Genomic DNA, 25,064 nt, shown 5'->3' on the forward strand with positions numbered 1-25,064 from the left:
CGTATTAATTAATCATGCTGTAAATAAGTGCAAATACAGCAAGTGAGCCAACCGCTAATATAAATAGCGTGCTTAAACGGTTGCGGTATTTATGAAGTGCAGGCACTTTATAAACTGCGATCATTGGCATGATGAATAAAATCATCGCGATGATAGGGCCCGATAACTGATCCATCATGTCTAAAATACTTGGGTTTTTAACAGCGCAAAACCAAATAGCTAAAAACATAATTAACACACCAATTTTATCAGCCGCTTTTGCGCTTAAGCTTGTTTGTTTAGTTACTAAACCCGTAAAGCTTTCACGCGCCCCTAAAAAGTGACCCAAAAACGACGATGTAATAGCAATAAAGGCAACAAGCGGCCCAAGTGTGGCAATAAACGAGTTATCAGTAATATTAGCAAGGTAGGATAAAACCGATACGTTAGCGGCTTTAGCCGCTACCATTTGCTCGCCTGTAAGCGACAGCACGCAAGAGAACACAAATAACAGTACAAAGGTAATAAGTAGTAAGCTAGTGCGCTTTAAAATCGCCTCAGACTTATGTGTAGCTTGTTCACCGTAGTGACCGCGTTGCACGTTTACAAAGCTTGAGATAGCCGCTGCGTGGCTAAACGAAAACACAATAATAGGAATCGATAACCACAACGTTTTTCCAAAGCTGCCCATTTCAGGCATTGTCATATCTGGCATTTGCCAGCTTGGGATTAAATAAAGTGATAAAAAGAACAATATACCCACAAGCGGATAAACTAAAATAGCAAAGGCACGCAGCATTAAGCGCTCTCCGCCCATCATTAAGCTAATCATACCTGCAACTAATACACCCGAAAGCAACACGCGAGAAGGTGATTCCATCCCCATTTGATTAACCATAAAGCTATCAACGGTATTAGTTAAGCCCACACCGTAAATAAGCAAAATTGGGAATATAGATAAAAAGTATAATAAAGAAATTAACCGCCCCGCAGTCACACCAAAGTGCTCTTCAACTACATCGGTAAAATCGGCATCTTTATTTTTTGATGAAAGTACAAAACGCGCTAATCCACGGTGTGCACAAAAGGTCATTGGAAATGCTAAGCATGCCAAAATAATTAACGGCCAAAAACCGCCAATGCCAATATTAATAGGTAAAAATAAAATACCCGCACCAACGGCGGTACCAAAAAGGCTTAAAGTCCACTGCGTATCGTGCAGGTTCCATTTAGAAGTGGGTGTGTTTGAAGGTGTGTGTGCACCTGTTGTTGATGCATTTGAAAGCGTTGCATCTTGAGATGTTGTCATGTGTGTGTTTATCCATTATTTAAATAATAATCGCGCGCAAGAATATAGTTTTTAGCTAAAAATTTCATGTTTTGAGAGGATTTGTAGACTAATTAATTAGACCAAATTGAAGGGTAAGTGTCATGAATACGAAACAGCGGTGTAAAAGTGAGCAACACCCTTAAGCGGCAGCACCACATTATAATTTTAAAGTAGGTTGGTTAGAGCGCAGCGAAACCCAACACGCTATAGTGTCACGCGAGCAGCAAGGCCGAGGTAGGCGGTTTTCATAACGCAAAACTAGGGACTGGTTATTTTTATTGGTTTTCATTTAAAAATCAAAGTCTGCTCCCAAAAGCTGTTAAGTAGAAGCCATTGATCTGAACTTCATAAGCGATTTTTATTAAACTCCGTTATACTTCCTGCAATTGAATATGCCAAACGAAGTAAATAGGCCACTAACTGTAATGAGCAAAGAGATTCTCTTCCATACTACTTTTGCGCACGAAACCAGTAAAACATGGGTTGTATTTGTCCATGGAGCAGGTGGTAGTTCGGCAATTTGGTTTCGTCAGCTTAAAGCCTATAAAAAAGAATATAATGTGTTGTTGCTAGATCTTCGTGGTCACGGTAAATCGAATAACTTAGTACAAAACTTTGTTGATAATAATTATTCATTTAATAATGTCTCTAGAGACATTATCGATGTGTTAGATCATAACAATATCACCAGCGCACACTTTGTTGGTATTTCATTGGGCACAATACTCATTCGAAATATTGCTGAAATTGCGCCGCAATATGTTTCTAGCATGGTGCTAGGTGGAGCGGTTACTCGTTTTAATACCCGCAGTAATACATTGGTTTATTTAGGCAATACTTTTAAACACTTCTTGCCTTATATGTGGCTGTATCGCTTATTTGCTTTTATTATGATGCCGAAAAAGCGTCATAAAGAATCTCGACTTTTGTTTGTTCGTGAAGCAAAACGCTTGTGCCAAAAAGAGTTTATAAAATGGTTTAAATTAGCCATGGACGTAAATCCTTTAATGCAATACTTCAAAGAAAAAGACATTGATATTCCCATTCTTTACATTATGGGTAAGGAAGATCATATGTTCCTTGGCCCTGTTAAAGAAATGGTTAAGCGTCATAAAAATAGCGTACTGCAAACTATTCACCATTGCGGCCATGTCTGCAATGTGGAACGCCCTGACTTATTTAACCAGCATTCGCTTGCGTTTATCGCCCAGCAAAACCGTTGAGGGTTGTAGCTTTTAAAAAGTGTGCAATGAGGGGTAAGTACTTAGTAAATTGGATTAGATCATTCTTTTTGGCTTTCGTCCTAAACGAAAAACAAGACCTAAAGTAATAAACCCAACACGCCATAGCTCCCGTCAATTCTTACTTTATTTTATAGTTTTTTAGATTTTATCTGAATAGGTGTGGCAACGGATATCTAGAAGCTTGAGTGTCCTTACTTATTAGGTTTATTTAATTAATAATTATTACTTAACTAATTAAGGGGGAATAGTATGAGTAATAATTCAATAAAGTGGTACGAGAAACCAAGTGGTATATTAGCGTTAAATACTTTAGGTAGCATAATTGCTGCATTTATTTTTACAGTAATATTTTAAAGGTTGGCTATGAAGAGTAAATATCTAGATATTAATGAGCAAACCATTAATGAATTAGAGGAGGCGTGGAAGTACCTCAATAAACATTTTTATAGTGAGTTAAATTTAGAAAGTAATCGCCCTATAGAGTCGGAAAATCCACTTGGTAAACTTGCATATTTTATGGAATTTGGGATTTACCCACCACCTGAATTACTACTAAAAATATCAGAGATTTATGAAGTGTATATGTTACAAGCTGGTAAAGTTGATCTTGAAGAATCATTTTATGGGAAGCCCATTAAAGGTATTGGAAACTTTTCTGGGCGAGAAGCAAAAAAGGAAGACGTTAAATTTTTAGAGATGACATTATCTATGGAAGCCATTGGTAACAAAAAGAAAAAACGTTCGAAATATGAAATAGCCGAAGAATATTTGAGAGCTAAAGGCTCTGACGAAGATCCCGAACACTTGTTAAGAAAGTTGCGAAGATACAGAAATAAGCCTGCAAACTAAAGGCATATAATAAGCGCTTTCAACAGGGTAATAGTCTTCTCAACGTGTAGTTGTCACCTTTTCATAATATGAAGAGAAAAAGCTACCAATTGTCTTTTTAACAACCGATAGCTAACCACTTAAAACTGCGCTTACTCTTCTATCGCACTCACAATAAAATACGGATTTAAGTATTCATCTTTGGTGTTATAAATAAGCGGGCTGCCATCAAGCTTAGTCACTTTAGCACCGGCTATTTCGGCGATTGCATGGCCTGCGCCTGTATCCCATTCGCAAGTTGGACCTAAGCGCGGGTAAATATCGGCGCTGCCCTCAGCGACTAAACAGAGTTTTAGTGAGCTGCCTTTAGACACCATTTCAACCTCGTCAAAGCGTTTTACAAACTCGGCTAAATCGGGTGATGGGTGGGAGCGGCTGCCTACAACTCGAATTAACCCTTTATTAGATTTGGTCGTTACTTTAAGCTCAATTCGCTCATCGCCTTTATCTTTAAATGCGCCAATGGCTTCGGCGGCTAAGTACGATACGCCAAGGGCGGGTGCATCAACTACGGCTAAAATAGGAATGCCGTTTTTAATTAGGGCGATGTTTACGGTAAATTCACCGTTCTTTTTAATAAATTCTTTAGTGCCGTCGATTGGGTCAACTAACCAGTAGCTTTTCCACGTTTGGCGTACATCCCAGCTTATGTCGGCGTTTTCTTCACTGAGTATTGGAATGTCGGGTGTGAGCTGTTGAAGCCCTGCCACAATCAGTTTATGAGCTGCTAAATCGGCGTCGGTTACGGGGCTTTCATCGGCTTTGTACTCAACGTTAAAGTCCTTTTCGTAAATTCCCATTATCGCTTGGCCTGCTTTGCGGGCAAGGATGAGGGTTTCTTCTAGCAGTTCGGTTTGATTCATGGGGTTAACCTATATTATGTGCTTTTGTTTTAGATACGTTATCAGTTGTGTAACCGATTGGTCTAGGGTGTTTTTACTTGTATCTAAAATTATTTCTGGATTGTTTGGCACTTCGTAGCTTGAATCGATACCAGTGAAGTGTTTTATCTCCCCTGCGCGGGCTTTTTTGTATAAGCCTTTTGGATCGCGACTTTCGCATACATCCAGTGGGGTATCGATAAATACTTCGATAAATTCGCCATCATCTACTAAGCTGCGCACCATATCGCGCTCCGCTCTAAAAGGCGATATAAACGCAGTAAGTACTAACAAGCCAGCGTCGGTCATTAGTTTTGCGGTTTCGCCTACGCGGCGAATGTTTTCAATGCGGTCTTCGTCGCTAAAGCCTAGATCTTTACATAAACCGTGGCGTAAGTTGTCGCCATCGAGCAGGTAAGTGTGCGTACCTTGCTGATTAAGCGCCGCTTCTAGTGCGTTTGCTACGGTGCTTTTGCCAGAGCCTGAAAAGCCGGTAAACCATAAAATAGCGGGCTTATGTTTTTTTTGCTCACTACGCTGTGCTTTTGTCGTTGCGTAGTTATGCCAAACTATATTTTCATCCATAGTGAGAGTCTCTTATGCTGTGAGCGCTGGTATTAAAACGGAAATACCTGCGGGATCAGGGTTAATACCGTGATTGAATAAATAATTGAAAGGGGTAAGCCCATCACTATGTAATCTTTTAAGCGATAGTTACCCGCGCTATAAACCATTAGGTTAGTTTGATACCCAAATGGCGATATAAAGCTGGCTGATGCGCCAAAGGCAACCGCCATAATAAACGGTAGCGGGTCTACATTAAAACCAACCGCGAGCGAGTAAGCAACAGGGAACGATAAGGCAGCAGCTGCGTTGTTAGTTATAAGCTCGGTAAATAATACGGTCATTAAAAATATGGCAATAAATGCGCCGTACGGGCCAAAATCCCCAAGTACCATAAATAGAGCGTCGGATATTTGCCCGGCAAGTCCGGTGCCTATCATTAATTTAGCAAGGCCAATGGCGCTGCCTACTACCACTAATAACTCGATAGGAAAACGGCGTTTTACTTCGTTAAGTTTTATGGTGTCGCTGAGCATTAAGCCAATCAGTAATACTAATAAGCCTTTAACCAGCGGCACTATGCCAATAATGCTTAAACCCAGTACTGCGGCAAAGCTTAGTAGCACAATATTTGATTGCTTAGGTGCAAGGTGGGCTTGTAAGTCAAACCCTGAAATATACACAAATTCGCGCTTTAAATTAGGCAAGGTGTAAAAGTTTTTGCCTGGGGCGAGTATTAACGAGTCGCCAGCTTGTAATTGCACTTGCCCAAGACCGCCTTGTAAACGGTCGTGCCCACGGCGAATGGCAATAACAGCAGCATGAAACTGCTCTCTAAAGCGGGCTTCTTTTACGGTTTTGCCAATAAATTTTGAAGATTGACTTACGACTACTTCTACTAAGTGTTCTATGTCTTTTTGATGATTCTCGTGCACTACTTTTAAACCGTCGAAACGGGTAAGTAATGGCACCGATTTTATGTCACCTACAAACAGCAGCACGTCGTCTTTTTGAATAATTTGCTGCGGGGTGACTGCGCAAATACGGCTCCCGTCGCGAATGATTTCCGCGAGGAATAAGTCTTTTAAATCACGCAGGCCGTTTTCTTCTACGGTTTGGCCTATTAATTTTGAGCTTGCTTGTACTTTACCTTCTAGGTAAAAAGGCACGACTTCTTGGTCGCTTTTACCGTTGTCGGGTAAGTATTTAAGCATCACTAAAATGGTAATTAGGCCTACGCTTAACGCGCCTAAACCCACTAAGGTAAAGTCAAAAAAGCCCAGCGGTTCCATGCCCGCATCTACTGCAAAACCATTAACGATTAAGTTGGTTGATGTACCAATAAGCGTAATGGTGCCGCCCAAAATAGCAGTGTACGACAGCGGTAATAATAGCTTTGAAGGGGAGTGATTAGGGTTGTCTTTTATTGCGGTAATAAGCGATGCAACAACTGCGGTATTGTTAGTGAACGATGATAAAAAGGCGGTTGATAACCCCAATTTTGTTACCGATTTTACTAAACTACCTTTAGATAGCGATTGCGCTAACTTTTGAATTAGGGTGGTTTTTTCTATTGCGGTCGACACTAACACCAATAGCACTAAAGTGATAAGCGACGGGTTAGCGTAGTTAACTAACATACTTTCAAGATCGATTAGCCCGGCTAAGTAGCTGGTGCCAATAGCGCTTACAAATAACCATGCTGGATTAATACGGGTGCCAAAAAGGCACCCGACTAAGGTAAGCATAATGCCTGTTAAAACGAGCTGTTCTACCATGCTTTTAAATTCCTAACAGGCTAAAGTTAACTTATAACTTAGAAATATCAAGCGCTTGCCAATGCGGAAAGTGCTTGCGTACTAAGCTGTTAAATTCAACTTCAAATTCGCTAAAGTTACTTTGCTTTGTTTGGCTTTGCAGTACTTGCTCAATCATACCCGCAGCAACCGTTAGGTTTGATAAGCGATCGATTAGGATAAACGAGCCTGTTTCGTGATTGCTGTGGTACTCGTCTGCCAAAATAGTTTCGGTTAGTTCAAGCGTTACAATCGCAATTTCGTTTAGCTGTAATGAGTCGCTAGTGCCGTGCTCAAGCGTGTTTACATCAATTGTGTAATCAATTTTTTTAACAATAGCTGAGGTGTTTTTGCTACCTAGTTTTAGGTTATAGCTTTTACCTAACACTAATGGCGATTCATGCATCCACACAATTTTAGCTTGCAACTGGTTAGTAACAGCGGCCGTTGAATTTGCAGGTACTATTACATCCCCTCGGCTAATATCAATCTCGTTATTTAGGGTAACGGTAATTGCTTGGCCTGCTTCGGCGCTATCTAAATTGCCATCAAAGGTAACAATTTCTTTAATGCTTGATGTTTTACCCGACGGTAATACTTTTATAGCATCGCCTACGTGCATCTTGCCCGATGTCAGTGTGCCCTGAAAACCACGGAAGTTTAAGTTAGGACGCACGACATATTGCACAGGTAGGCGCGCTTCAAAGCCTGTATCTGTTTCGGCTGCTGGCGAATCTTCTAGTAATTCTAGTAGCGGCTTGTCGGTGTAATACGGTGTATGTGCAGAGCGTGTTACTACGTTGTCGCCTTTAAGCGCCGACATAGGCACAAACTTAATGTTTGATACGTTAAGTTGCTCAGCAAATTTAAGGTAATCGGCCTTAATTTTTTCATACACGGTTTCGTCAAAATCAACGATATCCATTTTATTAACGGCAACAACAAACTGTTTAATGCCCAGCGAGTCACAAATAAAGCTATGGCGCTTAGTTTGTACTTGTACGCCGTAACGCGCATCAACCAAAATAATGGCGACATCGCTTGTTGATGCACCAGTTACCATGTTGCGCGTGTATTGCTCGTGCCCAGGCGTGTCGGCAATAATAAATTTACGCTTAGCCGTTGAAAAGTAACGGTACGCTACGTCAATGGTAATACCTTGTTCACGCTCAGCTTGTAGGCCATCAACTAATAAAGCAAGGTCAAGATCTTCACCTGCATTACCTACTTTTTCGTTATCTTTATGAAGGGCTGCTAGCTGATCTTCATAAATTTGGTGGCTGTCGTGCAGTAGGCGGCCAATCAGTGTTGATTTACCGTCATCTACGCTGCCACAAGTAAGCATGCGTAATAAGCTTTTGTCTTGTTGGCGTGCTAGGTAGGCGTCTATGCCTATTTCTTTTACTTCGTTAAATGTATCGTTATTTTGGCTAGACATTAAAAATACCCCTCACGTTTTTTCTTCTCCATTGAGCCGGCTGAATCATGGTCAATAACACGACCTTCACGTTCAGATGACGTAGATAGCAGCATTTCTTCGATGATTTCGGTTAAAGTACTGGCTGTTGATTCAACTGCACCGGTAAGTGGGTAGCAGCCTAATGTACGAAAACGTACCGATTTCATTTGCGGTACTTCACCTTCATTAAGAGGCATACGCTCATCGTCAACCATAATCAAAGTACCGTCGCGTTCAACTACTGGGCGATCTTTAGCTAGGTACAATGGCACCATTTCGATGTTTTCTTGATAAATGTATTGCCAAATATCAAGCTCGGTCCAGTTAGATAATGGGAAAACACGAATGCTCTCACCCGGATTAACTTGGCTGTTGTAGGTATTCCAAAGCTCTGGGCGTTGGTTTTTAGGGTCCCAACGGTGGTGTTTGTCGCGAAACGAATAAACACGCTCTTTTGCGCGTGACTTTTCTTCGTCGCGGCGTGCACCACCAAATGCAGCATCAAAGCCGTATTTATCTAGCGCTTGTTTTAAGCCTTGGGTTTTCATTATGTCGGTATGTTTACCCGAGCCATGCGTAAACGGGCCTACGCCCATTTCAATGCCTTCTGGATTTTTGTGTACCAGTAGGTCAAAGCCGTATTCTTTAGCTATACGGTCGCGAAACTCGATCATTTCACGAAACTTCCAGTTGGTGTCTACGTGTAATAACGGAAACGGAATTTTTGCAGGGTAAAATGCTTTACGCGCTAAGTGCAAAAGTACCGACGAATCTTTACCAATAGAGTAAAGCATTACTGGGTTCTCAAACTCAGCGGCGACTTCGCGCATGATTTTGATACTTTCAGCTTCAAGTTGCTGAAGGTGAGTTAAAGCCATTGTTAGTCGTCCTACTAAAATGATTAAAAGTTACAAATTTAAAATTCGGTTATGTATTTGATACATCTGTTAGCGGCTGTGCAAAGCTGCTTGTTTGCTCGTTTTTCCCAAACCACGCTAGTTGCGAGTGCAGGGCGGCTACTTCACCAATAATGAGTAGCGCAGGCGATATAATGCTGTTGCGTTCAATTAAGTCGGCAAGTTCGCCTAATTGGCCTGTTACTACACGCTGATTTTTACGTGTACCGTTTTCGATAATGGCAACAGGGGTGTCGGCTTTGCGGCCATGTTTTAAAAGCTCGCCTTGTATGTGCGGCGATTTAATTACGCCCATGTAAATAGCCAGCGTTTGATTTGCTTTTGCCAGCGATTGCCAATCAAGTTCTTGACCGTCTTTTTTACAGTGGCCAGTTACAAATTGAATGGCTTGTGCATGGTCGCGATGAGTAAGCGGAATACCCGCGTAAGCACTACAACCTGCAGCGGCTGTAATACCTGGTACAATTTGATAATTTACGTTGTTAGCAGCCAGTACTTGTACTTCTTCGCCACCACGGCCATAAATAAACGGGTCACCACCTTTAATGCGGCATACTTTTTTGCCTTGTTTAGCAAGGTCGACCAGCATTTGGTTGGTATCTTCTTGAACAACACTATGATCGCCTAAACGTTTGCCTACACAAATAAGGTCAGCATCACGGCGCACTAGTTCCATAATTTCGTCAGAGACTAAAAAGTCATAAACGACGACGTCGGCTTGTTGCATAAGTTGCAGTGCTTTAAGAGTTAAAAGCTCTGGATCGCCAGGGCCTGCACCTACTACATATACTTCGCCTTCAGGTTCTGCTTTCGCATCTAGCATTTGATCTAGTTGCTGCTGTGCGGCTTGGGTATCGCCGGTTTGTACTTTACTCACGACAGATGAGTCGAACACGCCTTCCCAAAATTGGCGGCGGTCTGAAAAATGCTTAAAGCGTTTTTTTACTTTGTCTCTAAAGCCACCGACAAGTGTTGCAAGTGGGCCAATATGATGTGGAATAAGAGTTTCGAGCTTTTCGCGTAAGCGACGTGCAAGTACGGGCGCTGTGCCAGCACTTGATATAGCAATCGTAATTGGGTCACGGTCAACAATGGATGGGAATATAAACGTACATTTAGGTTGGTCATCAACCACGTTTACAAACACATTGCGGGCATTGGCAAGTTCAAATACGTTGTTGTTTACTTCATCGCGGTCGGTTGCTGCAATAACAAGCATTTTGCCATCAAGGTGCGATTCATCAAAATAAGCATCAATAAGCGTTACTTCATTATTATGTGCATGCTCTTTTAGTTCGTCGCAAAACCAAGGTGCTACTAAAGTAACGCTTGCTCTCGCTTTTAAAAACGCGCGACATTTGCGTAATGCGACCTCTCCACCGCCAACAACCAATACTGGTTTGTTGTCGAGTTTGGTAAAGATAGGTAAATACTGCACGTTTATAACACCCCTAAACAAATTCAAATATAAGAAAACGCTTTATTCTGATAAGCAGAATATAGCGGCTATCAATAAGTAAAAAATAATTAAAACCAAGTTGATATAACCAAAAGTTATAATAGGTGGGCTTTTTAGGCCTAAGAGCTAGTTAACAAGGGATTGCGCCGAGTTACAAGTAAAATAACCAGCTTATAGTGTTTGGTTATGAGCTATAGCGAGTTTGGTTAAATTTGTTAATATGGAGGCATATCAAATTTTGTACTTATACCAATTGCATTAAATTAGTGATCTATTATAGCGACGAGAAAATAGCTCAATAACAAGGCTAAAATTATGATACATAGTTGTTCTATATAAATAGTTTTTAACCTAGTTAGTGCGTTATTTAATACACTAAAATGATCATGTTTTTAATAAAATTGGTATTACATAAGCAACGGAGCTCTAATGACACAACACCAAAAAGATGCCGCATTAGCAGTCGCACTGATGGATTTAACAAGCTTAAACACCAGCGATACCACCAAAAGCATTCAAGCACTTGTTGATAGCATAAATCCTACCTTAGGTACGCCTGCCGCAGTATGTGTTTATAGCGACTTTGTTGATGATGCAAAAATAGCACTCGCAGCGCGTGAGCTTAACCACGTAAAAGTCGCAACAGTCACTAACTTCCCAACGGGTGATGCACCACTGAGTGATGTAATTAACGAAACACTTATTTCAATAGAGCGCGGCGCTGATGAGATTGACTTGGTTATTCCTTATAAAAAGTTAATCGCGGGCGATGCTCAAACTGTACTTAACTATGTAAGCGAAAGTAAAAAAGCGTGTGGGTCGCGCGCGCAACTTAAAGTAATAATAGAAAGCGGCGAGCTAAAAACCGACGCGCTTATTACTCAAGCCACGGAGCTTGCAATTGAAGGCGGTGCTGATTTTGTAAAAACCAGTACGGGTAAAGTGGCTGTAAATGCCACGCTTGAATCAACAAAAATTATGCTAACAGCCATTAAAAAATCAAACAAACGTGTGGGCTTTAAAGCGGCCGGCGGTGTTAAAACTGTTGCCGATGCTAGTGATTATTTAGCACTAGCACGCGCAATAATGGGTGATGATTATTTGCAAGCAAATACATTTAGGTTTGGTGCTTCAAGCTTGTTAAGTGACGTTTATAAAATATTAAAAAGTAATTAAAGGAAAGATGATGAGAGCAAGAAACTCCGGGACACAAACATTGTTTAATAACCTATTTAAAGGTGCATTGGTTGTAGGAGTCGTTGGTTTTGGATTAACTGCATGTACTAACCCAAGCACACCCGCAGGTGAAGAAGGCTACGTATTCGAAAAGCCGCGTGTATTTGGTGAAGGTGGTTATCAAGGAACAATGAAGGGCCCATCTAATTACGGTATGTCGTTACTGCGAAATGAAGTGGTAAACATCGATATGCGACCTAATACATATACCGAGACATTTAGAATTTTAGCGAATGATGATTTAAGTATTAAATTTGATTTTCATGCTGTTATTGCTATTGAAAGTGGCTCAGTTAAAACTGTAGTCGAGCAGTACGGTGCCGAAAATTGGTATAAACGTTTTGTACGTGAAACATTTAGAACATATGTACGTGACACGGTGCAAAAATACGATAGTGGTGAACTTAAAACAAATCGTGAAAAAATAGCTAAAGAGGTCACTCTGCGTTTGCAAAATTACCTCTCTACAACGCCATTTAAGCTTGCAAGTGTTGTAGTAGGCAACATCAATTACCCTGATATTGTTGCTAATGCAGTTGAGAAAAAGTTAGCAGCTCAGCAGTTATTATCGGAAAAAGAAACACAAAAAGAGATTGCCAAAAAAGACGCTGAAATTAGGGTAGAAGAAGCCAAAGGTATTGCTCAGGCGCAAAAAATTATTAATGCAACGCTAACAGCTAATTATATTCAGCATGAAGCCATAAATGCACAAATAAAAATGGCATCGTCACCTAACCACACAACAGTGTATATACCGGTTGGAAACAATGGTGTGCCGATTGTTAAAGGTGCAAATTAAGTCTTTTATTATTTAAGTACTTAATTGTTTATAGCGATTTTGCATTGTGGGTACCTTTTAGACTTGTGTAAATGATTTGCGTAAGTATAATAGGCATCCACTTTGCAGGGGCGTAGTTCCAATTGGTAGAACAGCGGTCTCCAAAACCGATGGTTGGGAGTTCGAATCTCTCCGCCCCTGCCAGTTTTACTTGTTATTTGAGTAGTCTGAGATTAAAAACCGGTTTAAATTAAGTCTGTTTTTAAGTTTAGATTTTAATGGATTAACCCTGCCGTAGTGTAGGGTTGTTGTGTCTGTAGTTAAGGTAATAATATTATGAGCACGAATGTAGAAACACCATCAAGTGCGATGGAGTCAGTAAAGTGGTTAGTAGCAATCGCGCTACTTGCAGGCGCAGTTGTTGGTAATCACATGTATGCAGATCAATCTGTATTACTACGTGCTATTGGCGTTGTTGTTGCAATAGCGGCCGGATTAGCAATTGCCTCGCAAACATTTAAGGGACGTAACTTTCTTGCTTTCGCTAAAGAAGCTCGAATTGAAGTACGCAAAGTTATTTGGCCAACGCGCCAAGAAACTACCCACACGACATTAATTGTAATGGTTGCAACAGTGATTATGGCACTTATCCTTTGGGGATTAGATGGCATTTTATTCCGCGCTGTAGGCTTTTTAACTGGATTGGAGATCTGATCCCATGTCGGATGAGAACGAGAACAAAGAAATTAAGTTACGTTGGTATGTAGTACAGGCCTTTTCTGGTTACGAAAAGCGTGTAGCTCAAACGTTAATTGAACATATTAAAATCGAAGGTCTAGAATCGAGCTTTGGTGAGATATTAGTACCAACTGAAGAAGTTGTTGAGATGCGCGCTGGCCAAAAGCGTAAATCTGAGCGTAAATTCTTCCCAGGTTATGTATTAGTACAAATGGATATGAATGACGCAAGCTGGCACTTAGTGAACAGCACAGAGCGCGTTATGGGCTTTATTGGTGGTACGTCTGATCGTCCTGCTCCTATCAGCCCTAAAGAAGCTGAGCGCATTCTTAATCGCCTACAAGAAAATGCTGAAGCACCTAAACCTGCTACATTATTTGAACCAGGTGAAGTTGTACGCGTTACAGATGGTCCATTTGCAGATTTCAGTGGTGTAGTTGAAGAAGTTGACTACGAAAAGAGCCGCGTAAAAGTATCTGTACTTATTTTTGGTCGTTCTACGCCAGTTGAGCTTGAATTCGGTCAAGTTGAGCAAGATAAGTAATTGATTAAAAAAGCTTCGCTAATTTTTATTTAAATTTTGGCATGAAGCTTGAAAAAGGCCGCTGATTAACTTATAATCAGCGGCCTTTTTGTATTAAGGTAAAATTTATTTTTTACTGTGCAAAAAGTACGAAACCAATTTTTAAACTGGGAAGCCGTTAGAGTACGCGTCCTCGCGCGCACAAGGCTGAGACCCACCAAATGAGGTATTTATAATGGCTAAAAAAGTTGAAGCTCTAATCAAGCTACAAGTTGCCGCTGGTATGGCTAATCCTAGTCCTCCAGTAGGTCCTGCACTAGGTCAACACGGTGTAAACATCATGGAATTCTGTAAAGCGTTTAACGCACGTACAGAGTCTATCGAAAAAGGCGCTCCAGTTCCTGTAGTGATCTCTGTTTACGGTGACCGTTCATTTACGTTCGACATGAAAACGCCACCTGCTGCTTACTTACTTAAGAAAGCTGCTGGTATCAAGTCAGGCTCAGGCCGTCCTAACACTGATAAAGTAGGCACAGTAACTCGTGCTCAACTTGAAGAAATTGTTGAGACAAAACGAACTGACCTTACAGCTGCCGATATGGACGCAGCGGTTCGCACTATCGCAGGTTCTGCGCGTGCGATGGGCTTGAACGTAGAGGACTAAGAAATGGCTAAATTAACTAAACGTATGCGTACTATCCGCGAAAAAGTGGAAGTAACTAAAGATTACGAAATCAATGAAGCAGTTGCTCTTTTAAAAGAGTTAGCGACAGCTAAATTCGTAGAAAGTGTTGACGTTGCCGTTAACCTTGGTATCGATGCTCGTAAATCTGATCAAAACGTTCGTGGTGCTACTGTACTACCTAACGGTACTGGTCGTGACGTTCGTGTTGCTGTATTCACACAAGGCGCTAATGCAGAAGCTGCAAAAGAAGCCGGTGCTGAATTAGTAGGTATGGAAGATCTTGCTGAACTAGTTAAAAAAGGCGAGATGAACTTTGACGTTGTTGTTGCATCACCAGACGCTATGCGTGTTGTTGGTCAACTAGGTCAAATCTTAGGCCCACGTGGTCTAATGCCAAACCCTAAAACTGGTACTGTAACGCCTAACGTTGCAGAAGCAGTTAAAAATGCTAAAGCAGGTCAAGTACGTTACCGTAATGACAAAAATGGCATCATCCATACTACTATTGGTAAGGTTGATTTCACTGCAGAGCAGTTACAACAAAACCTTGAAGCTCTAATTGTTGCGCTTAAGAAGGCTAAACCTTCTCAAGCTAAAGGTGTTTACTTGAAGAAAGTAACTATCTCTACAACAATGGGCGCAGGTGTTTCTGTTGACCAAAACACTTTAAGCACTATTGTTGCTTAATTGAGTGTTTACATGGCGTGAAATTTGTACTATAATTTCGCGCCATTTTGTTGATTAATTTATTAATTTGCAAAGTAAAGAATTCGGGTTGAAGTCCATAATTTCGTTAAGCCTTTGGGGTTAACGATAAATTGGGCTTCCGTCCAAGACCGTAGGTGGCTTCGGCCTTAATATTCACCTACGTAGACGGTGTAGACCCCAGATAGATTTTTCCTAATCCTTCTGGCTCTCGCCGTAAAAAGCATCTCTACCTTGTTTGGTAGGGAAGAGTAGAACAGGGGAATCCGATAATCGGTACCCCCATTAAACCAGGAGTAACACCCATGGCTTTAAATCTTCAAGGCAAAAAAGCAATAGTTGCTGAAGTCAACGAAGCAGCCAATGGTGCTCTATCTGCAGTTGTTGCAGATTCTCGTGGTGTAACAGTTGGCGCAATCACTGCCCTTCGTAAAGAAGCTCGTGCAAATGGTGTTTGGATGAAAGTTGTCCGTAACACTTTAGCAAAACGTGCTCTTGAAGGAACAGATTTTGAGTGTCTTTCTGATTCATTTGTTGGTCCAAGCTTAATCGCTTTCTCATCAGAGCACCCAGGTGCTGCTGCGCGTATCTTTTCAGATTTCGCGAAAAAGAATGAGAAATTCGAGCTTAAAACGGCCGCTTTTGAAGGAAATGTTGTTGATGCAGCAATGCTTGCTACATTACCTACATACGATGAAGCTGTTGCACGCTTAATGAGTGCTATGAAAGAAGCGTCTGCTGGCAAATTGTGTAAAACAATTGAAGCAGTACGTGTACAGAAAGAAGAGCAAGCTGCTTAATTTTAAGCTGTTTAATCTCACTTTCGGTGTAAAATTTATTTGGACTTAATGTCCGTTAATTATTAGGAAATTTGTAATGTCTGTATCTAAAGACCAAATCCTTGACGCAATTGCTGAAATGTCAGTAATGGACGTTGTTGCTCTTATCGAAGCAATGGAAGAAAAATTCGGCGTAACTGCTGCAGCTGCAATGGTAGCTGGTCCAGCTGCTGAAGCTGCTGAAGAGAAAACAGAATTTGACGTAATCCTTACTGGCGCTGGCGCTAACAAGGTTTCTGCAATCAAAGCTGTTCGTAGCGCAACTGGCCTTGGCCTTAAAGAAGCGAAAGCTCTTGTTGAAGCTGCTCCTACACCTGTTAAAGAAGGTGTATCTAAAGAAGAAGCTGAAGCACTTGCAAAAGATCTTACTGAAGCTGGTGCTGAAGTTGAGGTTAAGTAATTTAGCTTTTGCTAAGTTCGCTGCCTGAGAAATCAGGCAAGGGCTGGTGATTATTTAATCACCGGCCTTTTTGCGCTATAGAGTGATGCACTCTTTTAGTTCAAATAAAATCTGATTTTTTCTTTACTTTCAACGCTTTATAGTTTGCTAGTGTTAAAGTGGGATCTAATTAGAACAACAGTTAAATGTTGTAAAATCTTGGCATAGCTGCCAGTTAAGTCTGTTCTTACAAGAACAGGTCGGGTCAAAGATCAGCAAGCTGAGGAACCCCATGGCTTACTCTTATTCTGAAAAGAAACGTATCCGTAAGGATTTTGGTAAACGTCCACAAGTTTTGGATATACCTTTTTTACTGTCTACACAGTTAGAATCGTTTAAAAAATTCTTAGTGCCGGACGCTGATGGCGATCATGGTTTGGAAGCTGCCTTCCGTTCTGTGTTCCCTATTAAAAGCTACTCGGGAAATTCTGAGCTTCAATACGTAAGTTACCGTATTGGTGAGCCAGTTTTCGATGTAAAAGAATGTCAAATTCGCGGTGTGACTTATTCTGCTCCACTTCGCGTGAAACTGCGTCTTGTTGTTATGGACAAAGAAGCACCAGGCACAGTTAAAGACATTAAAGAGCAAGAAGTTTACATGGGCGAAATTCCGCTCATGACAGATACCGGTACTTTTGTAATCAATGGTACAGAGCGTGTTATCGTTTCTCAGCTACACCGTAGCCCTGGTGTATTCTTTGATAACGACCGCGGTAAAACCCATTCATCGGGTAAAGTATTATATAACGCACGCGTTATACCTTACCGTGGTTCATGGTTAGACTTCGAATTTGATGCAAAAGATAACTTATATGTACGTATTGACCGCCGTCGTAAATTACCGGCGTCTATCATCCTACGTGCTTTAGAGTATTCTAGCGAAGAAATCCTAGATATGTTCTTCGATAACACTACGTTTGAAGTAACGAATGGTAAAGTTCTTATGGAACTTGTACCTTCGCGTTTACGTGGTGAAACTGCCGCTTTTGATATCAAGAGCGAAGACGGTGAAGTATTTGTTGAAAGCGGTCGTCGTGTTACGGCTCGCCACATCAAGAGCATCGAGAAGAAAGGCATTAAGCAATTAGAAGTACCACATGAGTACATCATTGGCCGTATTGTAGCTAAAAACTATGTTGATGAGTCAACTGGTGAAGTTATTGCAAATGCAAATGACGAGCTAACCCTAGAGCTAATGGCTGAATTGGTTAAAGCCGGTCACACTAAAATTGATACGTTATATATCAATGAAGTGGACAGCGGTGCTTACATGTCAAATACATTGAACATTGACTCTTCAAGCAGCCGTTTAGAAGCACTAGTAGAAATTTACCGCATGATGCGCCCAGGCGAGCCACCGACGAAAGACGCGGCTGAAGCCTTATTCCAGAACTTGTTCTTCTCTGAAGAGCGTTATGACTTATCTACTGTAGGTCGTATGAAGTTCAATAGCCGTGTTGGTTACGATACAGACACAGGCCCAGGCACATTAAGCAAAGAAGACATCGTGTCTGTTATGAAAGTATTAATCGCTATTCGTAACGGTCAAGGCGATGTTGATGATATCGATCACTTAGGCAACCGTCGTATACGTAGTGTTGGCGAAATGGCTGAGAACCAATTCCGTGTTGGTCTAGTACGTGTTGAACGTGCTGTACGTGAGCGTTTAAGCTTAGGTGACCTTGACGCGATAATGCCACAAGATCTTATTAACGCTAAGCCTATTTCGGCAGCGGTTAAAGAGTTCTTCGGCTCGTCTCAGTTATCACAGTTTATGGACCAAAATAACCCACTATCAGAAGTTACGCATAAACGTCGTATCTCTGCATTAGGTCCGGGCGGTCTAACTCGTGAACGCGCAGGCTTTGAAGTACGTGATGTTCACGTAACTCACTATGGTCGCGTATGTCCAATCGAGACTCCTGAGGGTCCAAACATCGGTCTAATTAACTCGTTGTCTACGTACGCACGTACGAATGACTACGGTTTCTTAGAAACACCTTACCGCAAAGTGGTAAATGGTGTTGTAACTGATGAAGTTGATTACTTATCAGCCATTGAAGAAGGTCAGTTTGTTATCGCACAGGCGAACTCAAACTTAACTGAAACCAATGAGTTTGTTGATGAACTTATTCCATGTCGTCACAAAGGTGAATCTACCTTTATGGGTCGCATGGACCAGCAGTATATGGATGTATCACCACAACAGGTGATCTCTGTAGCGGCAGCACTTATCCCGTTCCTAGAACACGATGATGCTAACCGTGCATTGATGGGTTCAAACATGCAACGTCAAGCAGTACCAACATTGAAAGCGGATAAACCGTTAGTAGGTACTGGTATTGAGTTAACACTAGCGAAAGACTCTGGTGTAACTATCGTTGCTAAACGTGGTGGTGAAGTAATGTATGCTGACGCAAGTCGCATCGTTGTAAATGTACATGAAGAAGAACGCATCCCTGGTGAAGCGGGCATCGACATCTACAACTTAACCAAATACACACGTTCTAACCAAAATACATGTATTAACCAAAAACCAACTTGTATGGTTGGCGAACCGGTTACTCGTGGTGACGTGTTAGCAGATGGTCCTTCGACTGACTTAGGTGACTTAGCCCTTGGTCAAAACCTTCGCGTGGCATTCATGCCATGGAACGGTTACAACTTCGAAGATTCAATCTTGTTATCAGAGCGCGTAGTTGAAGAAGATCGTCTAACGACTATCCATATTCAAGAACTACAGTGTGTTGCCCGTGATACTAAATTAGGTCCTGAAGAGATCACTGCAGATATCCCGAATGTGGGTGAATCTGCGCTAGGCAAGCTTGATGAATCAGGCGTTGTATATATTGGTGCTGAAGTTAAAGGCGGCGATATCCTAGTAGGTAAAGTGACTCCTAAAGGCGAGACACAGCTTACACCTGAAGAGAAGCTACTACGTGCTATCTTCGGCGAAAAAGCGTCTGACGTTAAAGACAGCTCTTTACGCGTACCAAACTCTGTAACTGGTACTGTAATTGACGTGCAAGTTTTCACCCGTGATGGTGTTGAAAAAGATAAACGTGCGTTAGAAGTTGAAGACATGCAGCTTCGCGAAGCGAAGAAAGACTTCAACGAAGAGTTCCGTATTTTAGAAGCAGGCGTTTTAGACCGTGCACGCAAGCTACTTATAGCTGCTGGTTTTGATGAAGATAAACTTGCATCTCTTAATGCTGAAAAAGTACTTACGCAAAGCCTTGCTGAAGAAGACAAGCAAGCTGAGCTTGAGCAACTAGCTGCACAGTACGATGAGCTTAAAGCTGAATACGATAAAAAGTTTGAAAACAAACGTCGTAAAATTACCCAAGGTGATGATTTAGCACCAGGCGTACTTAAGATTGTTAAAGTATACCTAGCTGTTAAACGTCGCATCCAACCGGGTGATAAAATGGCGGGTCGTCACGGTAACAAAGGTGTTATCTCGACTATCGTACCAGTAGAAGATATGCCTTACGATGACAAAGGTCGTACGGTAGATATCGTATTGAATCCACTAGGTGTACCATCGCGTATGAACATCGGTCAGATCCTTGAAACACATATGGGTCTTGCTGCACGTGGTATCGGTGAACGTATTGAAGAGATGATGAAAGAACAACGTGAGCTTCATGAGCTACGTGAATTCATCAAGCAAGCTTACGAAATTGGTGAATCTCGCCAAGTTGTAGACATTGCTAGCTTCACTGATGACGAAATTCGTCGTCTAGCTGAAAACTTAAAAGGTGGTTTACCAATAGCTACTCCTGCATTTGATGGCGCGAAAGAAAGCGAAATCAAAGACATGCTTGAGCTTGGTGGATATCCTCGAAGTGGTCAGGTTACACTTTATGATGGCCGTACTGGCGATCAGTTTGAACGTCAAGTAACTGTTGGTTACATGTACATGCTTAAACTTAACCACTTGGTTGACGATAAGATGCACGCACGTTCTACTGGTTCTTACAGCCTTGTTACTCAGCAGCCGCTGGGTGGTAAAGCACAGTTCGGTGGCCAGCGTTTTGGTGAGATGGAAGTATGGGCACTTGAAGCTTACGGTGCTGCTTACACTCTACAAGAAATGCTAACAGTGAAATCGGATGACGTGAACGGTCGTACTAAGATGTATAAAAACATCGTTGATGGTAACCATAAAATGGAACCAGGTATGCCAGAATCGTTCAACGTATTGTTGAAAGAAATCCGCTCACTGGGTATCAACATCGAGTTGGAAGAAAATTAAGCCAATTAGATGCTGCAGTTAACGCTGCAGCATCTGTTACGGCTGAATAGAATGTAGGGACGAGACTATCCGTCCTCAAGATTAACTCCGACAGGAGAGCTAAGGTGAAAGACTTACTTAAGTTTCTGAAGCAACAAAATAAGACCGAAGAATTCGATGCAATTCGCATTGGTCTTGCTTCACCAGACATGGTTCGTTCATGGTCATACGGTGAAGTAAAGAAACCTGAGACTATTAACTACCGTACTTTCAAGCCTGAGCGCGACGGCTTATTCTGTGCCCGTATTTTCGGCCCAGTGAAAGATTATGAGTGTTTATGTGGTAAATATAAACGCCTTAAACACCGTGGTGTGATCTGTGAAAAGTGTGGCGTTGAAGTAACACTCACTAAAGTGCGACGCGATCGTATGGGTCATATCGACCTTGCGAGCCCAGTTGCACATATATGGTTTTTAAAATCATTACCGTCACGTATTGGCTTAATGCTAGATATGACGCTTCGTGATATTGAACGTGTTCTTTACTTCGAATCATTCGTAGTAACTGAGCCTGGTATGACAACGCTTGAGCGTGGTCAACTATTAGGTGAAGAAGAATACTTAGATTCACTAGAAGAGCACGGTGATGAATTTGAAGCGAAGATGGGTGCTGAAGCAGTTTTAGACTTGCTTCGTGAACTTGATCTTGCTCAATTAATTGCTGAGATGCGTGAAGAGTTACCAACAATTAACTCTGAAACTAAGCGTAAAAAAATCACTAAACGTCTTAAGTTAATGGAATCGTTCCACCAATCAGGTAATAACCCTGAGTGGATGATCATGACAGTACTTCCAGTATTGCCACCTGATCTACGCCCATTAGTACCATTAGACGGTGGTCGTTTTGCGACATCTGATCTAAACGACCTTTACCGTCGTGTTATTAACCGTAATAACCGTCTTAAGCGTCTACTAGATTTAGCAGCACCAGACATTATTGTACGCAACGAAAAACGTATGTTACAAGAAGCGGTAGATGCGCTACTTGATAACGGTCGTCGTGGTCGTGCAATTACAGGTTCTAACAAACGTCCTCTTAAATCTCTTGCTGATATGATCAAGGGTAAGCAAGGTCGTTTCCGTCAGAACTTACTTGGTAAGCGTGTAGATTATTCAGGCCGTTCTGTAATCACAGTAGGTCCTACACTTAAGCTTCACCAATGTGGTCTTCCTAAGAAGATGGCACTAGAGCTATTCAAACCATTCATCTATGGCAAGTTAGAACGTCGCGGCATGGCTACGACAATCAAAGCAGCTAAGAAGATGGTTGAACGTGAAGTTCCGGAAGTATGGGATGTACTTGACGAAGTAATTCGTGAACATCCAGTATTACTTAACCGTGCACCAACACTTCACCGTTTGGGTATCCAAGCGTTTGAACCTGTGCTTATCGAAGGTAAAGCGATTCATTTGCACCCATTAGTATGTGCGGCCTACAACGCCGATTTCGATGGTGACCAAATGGCGGTACACGTACCGTTAACAATCGAAGCACAGCTTGAAGCTCGTGCCTTAATGATGTCAACAAACAACATTCTATCTCCTGCGAATGGTGAGCCAATCATCGTTCCTTCACAGGATGTTGTATTGGGTCTTTATTACATGACTCGTGACCGCATTAACGCTAAAGGCGAAGGCGCGATATTTAAAGATCCAAAAGAAGCAGAAAAAGCATACCGCAGCGGCAATGCAGACCTTCACGCAATCGTGAAAGTACGTATTAGCCAATCAGTTAAAAACGAGGACGGCATAGTAGAAGACACTGTTACTGTTATCGATACAACTGTTGGTCGTGCAATTCTGTCTCTAATTTTACCTAAAGGCATGCCGTTTGCGTCAATCAACCAGCCGCTAGGTAAAAAGCAGATTTCTGGCTTATTGAATGAGTGTTACCGTCGTCTAGGTCTTAAAGATACAGTTATCTTTGCTGACCAAGTTATGTACACCGGTTTCCATTATGCAATGAAGTCAGGTGTTTCTATCGGTATTGATGACTTAGTTATCCCACCGATTAAAGCACAGATAATTGAATCAGCTGAAGCTGAAGTGACTGAAATCAACCAACAATTCCAATCAGGTCTTGTAACGGCTGGTGAAAAGTACAATAAAGTTATCGATATCTGGTCACGTGTAAACGAAAACTTATCACGTGAGATGATGGCTAACTTGTCAAAAGATACAGTTATCAATGCAAAAGGTGAAGAAGTAGAGCAACCGTCATTTAACTCAGTGTTTATGATGGCCGACTCAGGTGCTCGTGGTAGTGCTGCACAGATTCGTCAGTTGGCGGGTATGCGTGGTCTAATGGCACGTCCAGATGGTTCAATCATCGAGACGCCAATCACAGCTAACTTCCGTGAAGGTCTAAACGTACTTCAGTACTTCATCTCAACGCATGGTGCGCGTAAAGGTCTTGCCGATACAGCACTTAAAACAGCAAACTCGGGTTACCTAACGCGTCGTCTAGTAGACGTTGCACAAGATTTGGTAATCAATGAAGATGACTGTGGCACAGAAGATGGCTTAACAATGAAACCGCTTATTGAAGGTGGTGATGTTGTAGAAGCACTTCGCGAACGTGTTCTAGGTCGTGTTGTTGCTGAAGATATTGTAATTCCAGGTACTAATACTGTACTTGTTGAACGCAATGTTATGCTTGACGAAAAACTGTGTGACCTTTTAGAAGAGCACTCAGTTGATGAAGTTCGCGTACGTTCTGTTATCACATGTGATAATGACTTTGGTGTTTGTGCTAACTGTTACGGTCGTGACCTAGCACGTGGTCACATCATTAACGCTGGTGAATCAGTGGGTGTTATCGCGGCTCAATCAATCGGTGAGCCGGGTACACAGTTAACAATGCGTACCTTCCACATCGGTGGTGCGGCATCTAGAGCATCTGCAGAAAATAATGTACAAGTTAAAACTAACGGTACATTAAAACTTCATAACTCTAAGTACGTATTAAACACAGACGGTAAGATTGTTATTACCTCTCGTTCTACGGAAATTACTATCATCGATAGTCATGGTCGTGAGAAAGAGCGTTATAAAGTACCTTACGGTGCGGTACTAACAGTGCAAGACAATGCAGAAGTTCAAGGTAACGACATCGTTGCTACTTGGGACCCGCATAGTCACCCAATCGTTCTTGAGCATAAGTCAAAAGTATCGTTCAGCGATATCGATGATTCAAATACTGAAGCACAGACTGATGAACTAACCGGTTTAACCCGTGTAGTTGTAAAAGATCTTGCTAAAGTAAATACGAAAGAACCAAAGCTTATCATTGAAAGTGAAGAGCGCGGTCTGCAAGAAACACGTCTTCCTTCATTCACTACGATTGAAGTTATTGACGGCGTTACAGCAAACCCAGGTGACGTGTTAGCACGTATTCCGCAAGAAGGTTCGAAAACTCGTGATATCACGGGTGGTCTACCACGCGTAGCCGACTTATTTGAAGCTCGTAAGCCAAAAGATCCAGCTATATTAGCTGAAGTAACTGGTACAATTAGCTTCGGTAAAGAGACTAAAGGTAAGAAGCGTTTAGTTATTACTCCAGCTGAAGGTGATCATTACGAAGAGATGATTCCTAAGTGGCGTCAACTTAACGTGTTTGAAGGTGAGCAAGTGTCTAAAGGTGAAGTTATTGCCGATGGTCCTGAATCACCGCATGACATCTTACGCCTACGTGGTGTGACTCATGTTGCTAACTATATCGTTAACGAAGTGCAAGAGGTTTACCGTTTGCAAGGCGTTAAGATCAATGACAAGCACATTGAAACAATTATCCGTCAAATGTTACGTAAATGTACCATTATGCACGGCGGTGATACTGACTTCTTAGCTGGTGAACAAATCGAAGTGGCGCGCGTTAATATCGCAAACCGTGACCTTGAAAAACAAGGTAAGATACCAGCTAAGTTTGAAATCCAGTTAATGGGTATCACAAAAGCATCACTAGCAACAGAATCTTTCATCTCTGCAGCGTCTTTCCAAGAGACAACACGTGTTCTTACAGATGCGGCAGTGAATGGTAAGAGCGATGAGCTTCGCGGTCTTAAAGAAAACGTAATTGTGGGTCGTTTGATCCCAGCCGGTACCGGTTTTGCGTATCATCAAGAACGTATGGCTCGCCGTAAACAAAGCAAAGTAGTAGTAGAAGAGCAAACAGTAAGTGCAGAAGAGGCGACTCAAGCACTTACAGACGCTCTAAATGCTGATTTGTCTGGAAATCAATAAACTGTTCTTAATCAATAGATTAAGTGATCGTAAGGCAGTTATATGCTGTCTTACGATTAGTTTAGG

At 41.7% G+C, this 25,064-nt stretch carries 19 protein-coding genes and 1 tRNA gene; 13 read left to right on the forward strand and 7 right to left on the reverse strand.

Annotated elements, in window-relative coordinates:
* Positions 1–4: 4 nt before the first annotated feature.
* Complete coding sequence (locus tag JG479_RS01155) at positions 5–1,288, reverse strand: aromatic amino acid transport family protein (RefSeq protein ID WP_193226833.1); 1,284 nt, start codon at positions 1,286–1,288, stop codon at positions 5–7.
* Between the two features lie 446 nt (positions 1,289–1,734).
* Here JG479_RS01155 and JG479_RS01160 point away from each other — a divergent pair, with 446 nt between their 5' ends.
* Together JG479_RS01160 and JG479_RS01165 are read left to right on the forward strand one after the other, a co-directional pair.
* Positions 1,735–2,532, forward strand: coding sequence for an alpha/beta fold hydrolase (locus JG479_RS01160; RefSeq protein ID WP_024597059.1), 798 nt, complete (start codon positions 1,735–1,737; stop codon positions 2,530–2,532).
* Between the two features lie 384 nt (positions 2,533–2,916).
* A complete protein-coding gene (locus tag JG479_RS01165) occupies positions 2,917–3,402 on the forward strand; it encodes a hypothetical protein (protein WP_200219762.1) in 486 nt (161 codons plus the stop codon).
* A gap of 131 nt (positions 3,403–3,533) precedes the next feature.
* Here the strand turns inward: JG479_RS01165 and cysQ are convergent, their stop codons facing one another.
* Genes cysQ through cysG form a run of 6 tightly spaced genes read right to left on the reverse strand, consistent with a single transcriptional unit; the run spans position 3,534 to position 10,496 of the window.
* Positions 3,534–4,304, reverse strand: a complete 771-nt coding sequence (gene cysQ / locus JG479_RS01170; protein ID WP_200219763.1) for a 3'(2'),5'-bisphosphate nucleotidase CysQ — start codon at positions 4,302–4,304, stop codon at positions 3,534–3,536.
* 9 nt (positions 4,305–4,313) lie between these two features.
* Positions 4,314–4,907, reverse strand: coding sequence for an adenylyl-sulfate kinase (gene cysC / locus JG479_RS01175; protein ID WP_200219764.1), 594 nt, complete (start codon positions 4,905–4,907; stop codon positions 4,314–4,316).
* A 32-nt stretch (positions 4,908–4,939) separates the two neighbouring features.
* Positions 4,940–6,664, reverse strand: a complete 1,725-nt coding sequence (locus JG479_RS01180) for an SLC13 family permease (protein ID WP_200219765.1) — start codon at positions 6,662–6,664, stop codon at positions 4,940–4,942.
* 31 nt (positions 6,665–6,695) lie between these two features.
* Positions 6,696–8,120 carry a sulfate adenylyltransferase subunit CysN gene (gene cysN / locus JG479_RS01185; RefSeq protein ID WP_024603862.1) on the reverse strand — a complete coding sequence of 475 codons (1,425 nt, stop codon included), beginning with the start codon at positions 8,118–8,120 and terminating at the stop codon, positions 6,696–6,698.
* The gene (gene cysD / locus JG479_RS01190; protein WP_002958873.1) at positions 8,120–9,019 is read right to left on the reverse strand and encodes a sulfate adenylyltransferase subunit CysD; all 900 of its coding nucleotides are present in this window, start codon (positions 9,017–9,019) and stop codon (positions 8,120–8,122) included. The genes cysN and cysD overlap by 1 nt, the downstream gene beginning before the upstream one ends.
* A 49-nt stretch (positions 9,020–9,068) precedes the next feature.
* Positions 9,069–10,496 (reverse strand): siroheme synthase CysG, encoded by a 1,428-nt coding sequence (gene cysG / locus JG479_RS01195; RefSeq protein ID WP_200219766.1) that lies wholly within the window; start codon positions 10,494–10,496, stop codon positions 9,069–9,071.
* 450 nt (positions 10,497–10,946) lie between these two features.
* Here cysG and deoC point away from each other — a divergent pair, with 450 nt between their 5' ends.
* The 11 genes from deoC (at position 10,947) to rpoC (ending at position 24,998) form a co-directional block, all read left to right on the forward strand.
* Positions 10,947–11,693, forward strand: a complete 747-nt coding sequence (gene deoC / locus JG479_RS01200; RefSeq protein WP_200219767.1) for a deoxyribose-phosphate aldolase — start codon at positions 10,947–10,949, stop codon at positions 11,691–11,693.
* 10 nt (positions 11,694–11,703) lie between these two features.
* Entirely contained in the window at positions 11,704–12,552 is an 849-nt protein-coding gene (locus tag JG479_RS01205; RefSeq protein WP_149602006.1) for an SPFH domain-containing protein, read from the forward strand.
* Positions 12,553–12,658: 106 nt separating this feature from the next.
* A tRNA-Trp gene (locus JG479_RS01210) sits at positions 12,659–12,735 on the forward strand.
* Positions 12,736–12,867: 132 nt separating this feature from the next.
* Positions 12,868–13,245, forward strand: a complete 378-nt coding sequence (gene secE / locus JG479_RS01215) for a preprotein translocase subunit SecE (RefSeq protein WP_002958877.1) — start codon at positions 12,868–12,870, stop codon at positions 13,243–13,245.
* A gap of 4 nt (positions 13,246–13,249) precedes the next feature.
* Complete coding sequence (nusG, locus tag JG479_RS01220; protein ID WP_002958878.1) at positions 13,250–13,813, forward strand: transcription termination/antitermination protein NusG; 564 nt, start codon at positions 13,250–13,252, stop codon at positions 13,811–13,813.
* A gap of 214 nt (positions 13,814–14,027) precedes the next feature.
* Positions 14,028–14,456 (forward strand): 50S ribosomal protein L11, encoded by a 429-nt coding sequence (gene rplK / locus JG479_RS01225; RefSeq protein ID WP_002958879.1) that lies wholly within the window; start codon positions 14,028–14,030, stop codon positions 14,454–14,456.
* Between the two features lie 3 nt (positions 14,457–14,459).
* Positions 14,460–15,164 (forward strand): 50S ribosomal protein L1, encoded by a 705-nt coding sequence (rplA, locus tag JG479_RS01230; protein ID WP_002958880.1) that lies wholly within the window; start codon positions 14,460–14,462, stop codon positions 15,162–15,164.
* Between the two features lie 323 nt (positions 15,165–15,487).
* Positions 15,488–15,982, forward strand: coding sequence for a 50S ribosomal protein L10 (gene rplJ, locus JG479_RS01235; RefSeq protein WP_002958881.1), 495 nt, complete (start codon positions 15,488–15,490; stop codon positions 15,980–15,982).
* Positions 15,983–16,058: 76 nt separating this feature from the next.
* Positions 16,059–16,421: a 50S ribosomal protein L7/L12 gene (rplL, locus tag JG479_RS01240; protein WP_002958882.1), complete on the forward strand. Its 363-nt coding sequence runs from the start codon at positions 16,059–16,061 to the stop codon at positions 16,419–16,421.
* 271 nt (positions 16,422–16,692) lie between these two features.
* Positions 16,693–20,718 (forward strand): DNA-directed RNA polymerase subunit beta, encoded by a 4,026-nt coding sequence (gene rpoB / locus JG479_RS01245; protein WP_200219768.1) that lies wholly within the window; start codon positions 16,693–16,695, stop codon positions 20,716–20,718.
* Between the two features lie 104 nt (positions 20,719–20,822).
* Positions 20,823–24,998, forward strand: coding sequence for a DNA-directed RNA polymerase subunit beta' (gene rpoC, locus JG479_RS01250; RefSeq protein WP_002958884.1), 4,176 nt, complete (start codon positions 20,823–20,825; stop codon positions 24,996–24,998).
* Positions 24,999–25,064: the final 66 nt, after the last annotated feature.

This window comes from Pseudoalteromonas sp. LC2018020214, assembly GCF_016598755.1.
In the GTDB taxonomy this organism is placed as follows: Bacteria; Pseudomonadota; Gammaproteobacteria; order Enterobacterales; family Alteromonadaceae; genus Pseudoalteromonas; species Pseudoalteromonas distincta.

Coding starts and splice junctions, on each gene's coding strand:
- JG479_RS01155 (WP_193226833.1), bottom strand. CDS start 1,288: ATGACAACATCTCAAGATGCAACGCTTTCAAATGCATCAACAACAGGT.
- JG479_RS01160 (WP_024597059.1), top strand. CDS start 1,735: ATGAGCAAAGAGATTCTCTTCCATACTACTTTTGCGCACGAAACCAGT.
- JG479_RS01165 (WP_200219762.1), top strand. CDS start 2,917: ATGAAGAGTAAATATCTAGATATTAATGAGCAAACCATTAATGAATTA.
- cysQ (WP_200219763.1), bottom strand. CDS start 4,304: ATGAATCAAACCGAACTGCTAGAAGAAACCCTCATCCTTGCCCGCAAA.
- cysC (WP_200219764.1), bottom strand. CDS start 4,907: ATGGATGAAAATATAGTTTGGCATAACTACGCAACGACAAAAGCACAG.
- JG479_RS01180 (WP_200219765.1), bottom strand. CDS start 6,664: ATGGTAGAACAGCTCGTTTTAACAGGCATTATGCTTACCTTAGTCGGG.
- cysN (WP_024603862.1), bottom strand. CDS start 8,120: ATGTCTAGCCAAAATAACGATACATTTAACGAAGTAAAAGAAATAGGC.
- cysD (WP_002958873.1), bottom strand. CDS start 9,019: ATGGCTTTAACTCACCTTCAGCAACTTGAAGCTGAAAGTATCAAAATC.
- deoC (WP_200219767.1), top strand. CDS start 10,947: ATGACACAACACCAAAAAGATGCCGCATTAGCAGTCGCACTGATGGAT.
- JG479_RS01205 (WP_149602006.1), top strand. CDS start 11,704: ATGAGAGCAAGAAACTCCGGGACACAAACATTGTTTAATAACCTATTT.
- secE (WP_002958877.1), top strand. CDS start 12,868: ATGAGCACGAATGTAGAAACACCATCAAGTGCGATGGAGTCAGTAAAG.
- nusG (WP_002958878.1), top strand. CDS start 13,250: ATGTCGGATGAGAACGAGAACAAAGAAATTAAGTTACGTTGGTATGTA.
- rplK (WP_002958879.1), top strand. CDS start 14,028: ATGGCTAAAAAAGTTGAAGCTCTAATCAAGCTACAAGTTGCCGCTGGT.
- rplA (WP_002958880.1), top strand. CDS start 14,460: ATGGCTAAATTAACTAAACGTATGCGTACTATCCGCGAAAAAGTGGAA.
- rplJ (WP_002958881.1), top strand. CDS start 15,488: ATGGCTTTAAATCTTCAAGGCAAAAAAGCAATAGTTGCTGAAGTCAAC.
- rplL (WP_002958882.1), top strand. CDS start 16,059: ATGTCTGTATCTAAAGACCAAATCCTTGACGCAATTGCTGAAATGTCA.
- rpoB (WP_200219768.1), top strand. CDS start 16,693: ATGGCTTACTCTTATTCTGAAAAGAAACGTATCCGTAAGGATTTTGGT.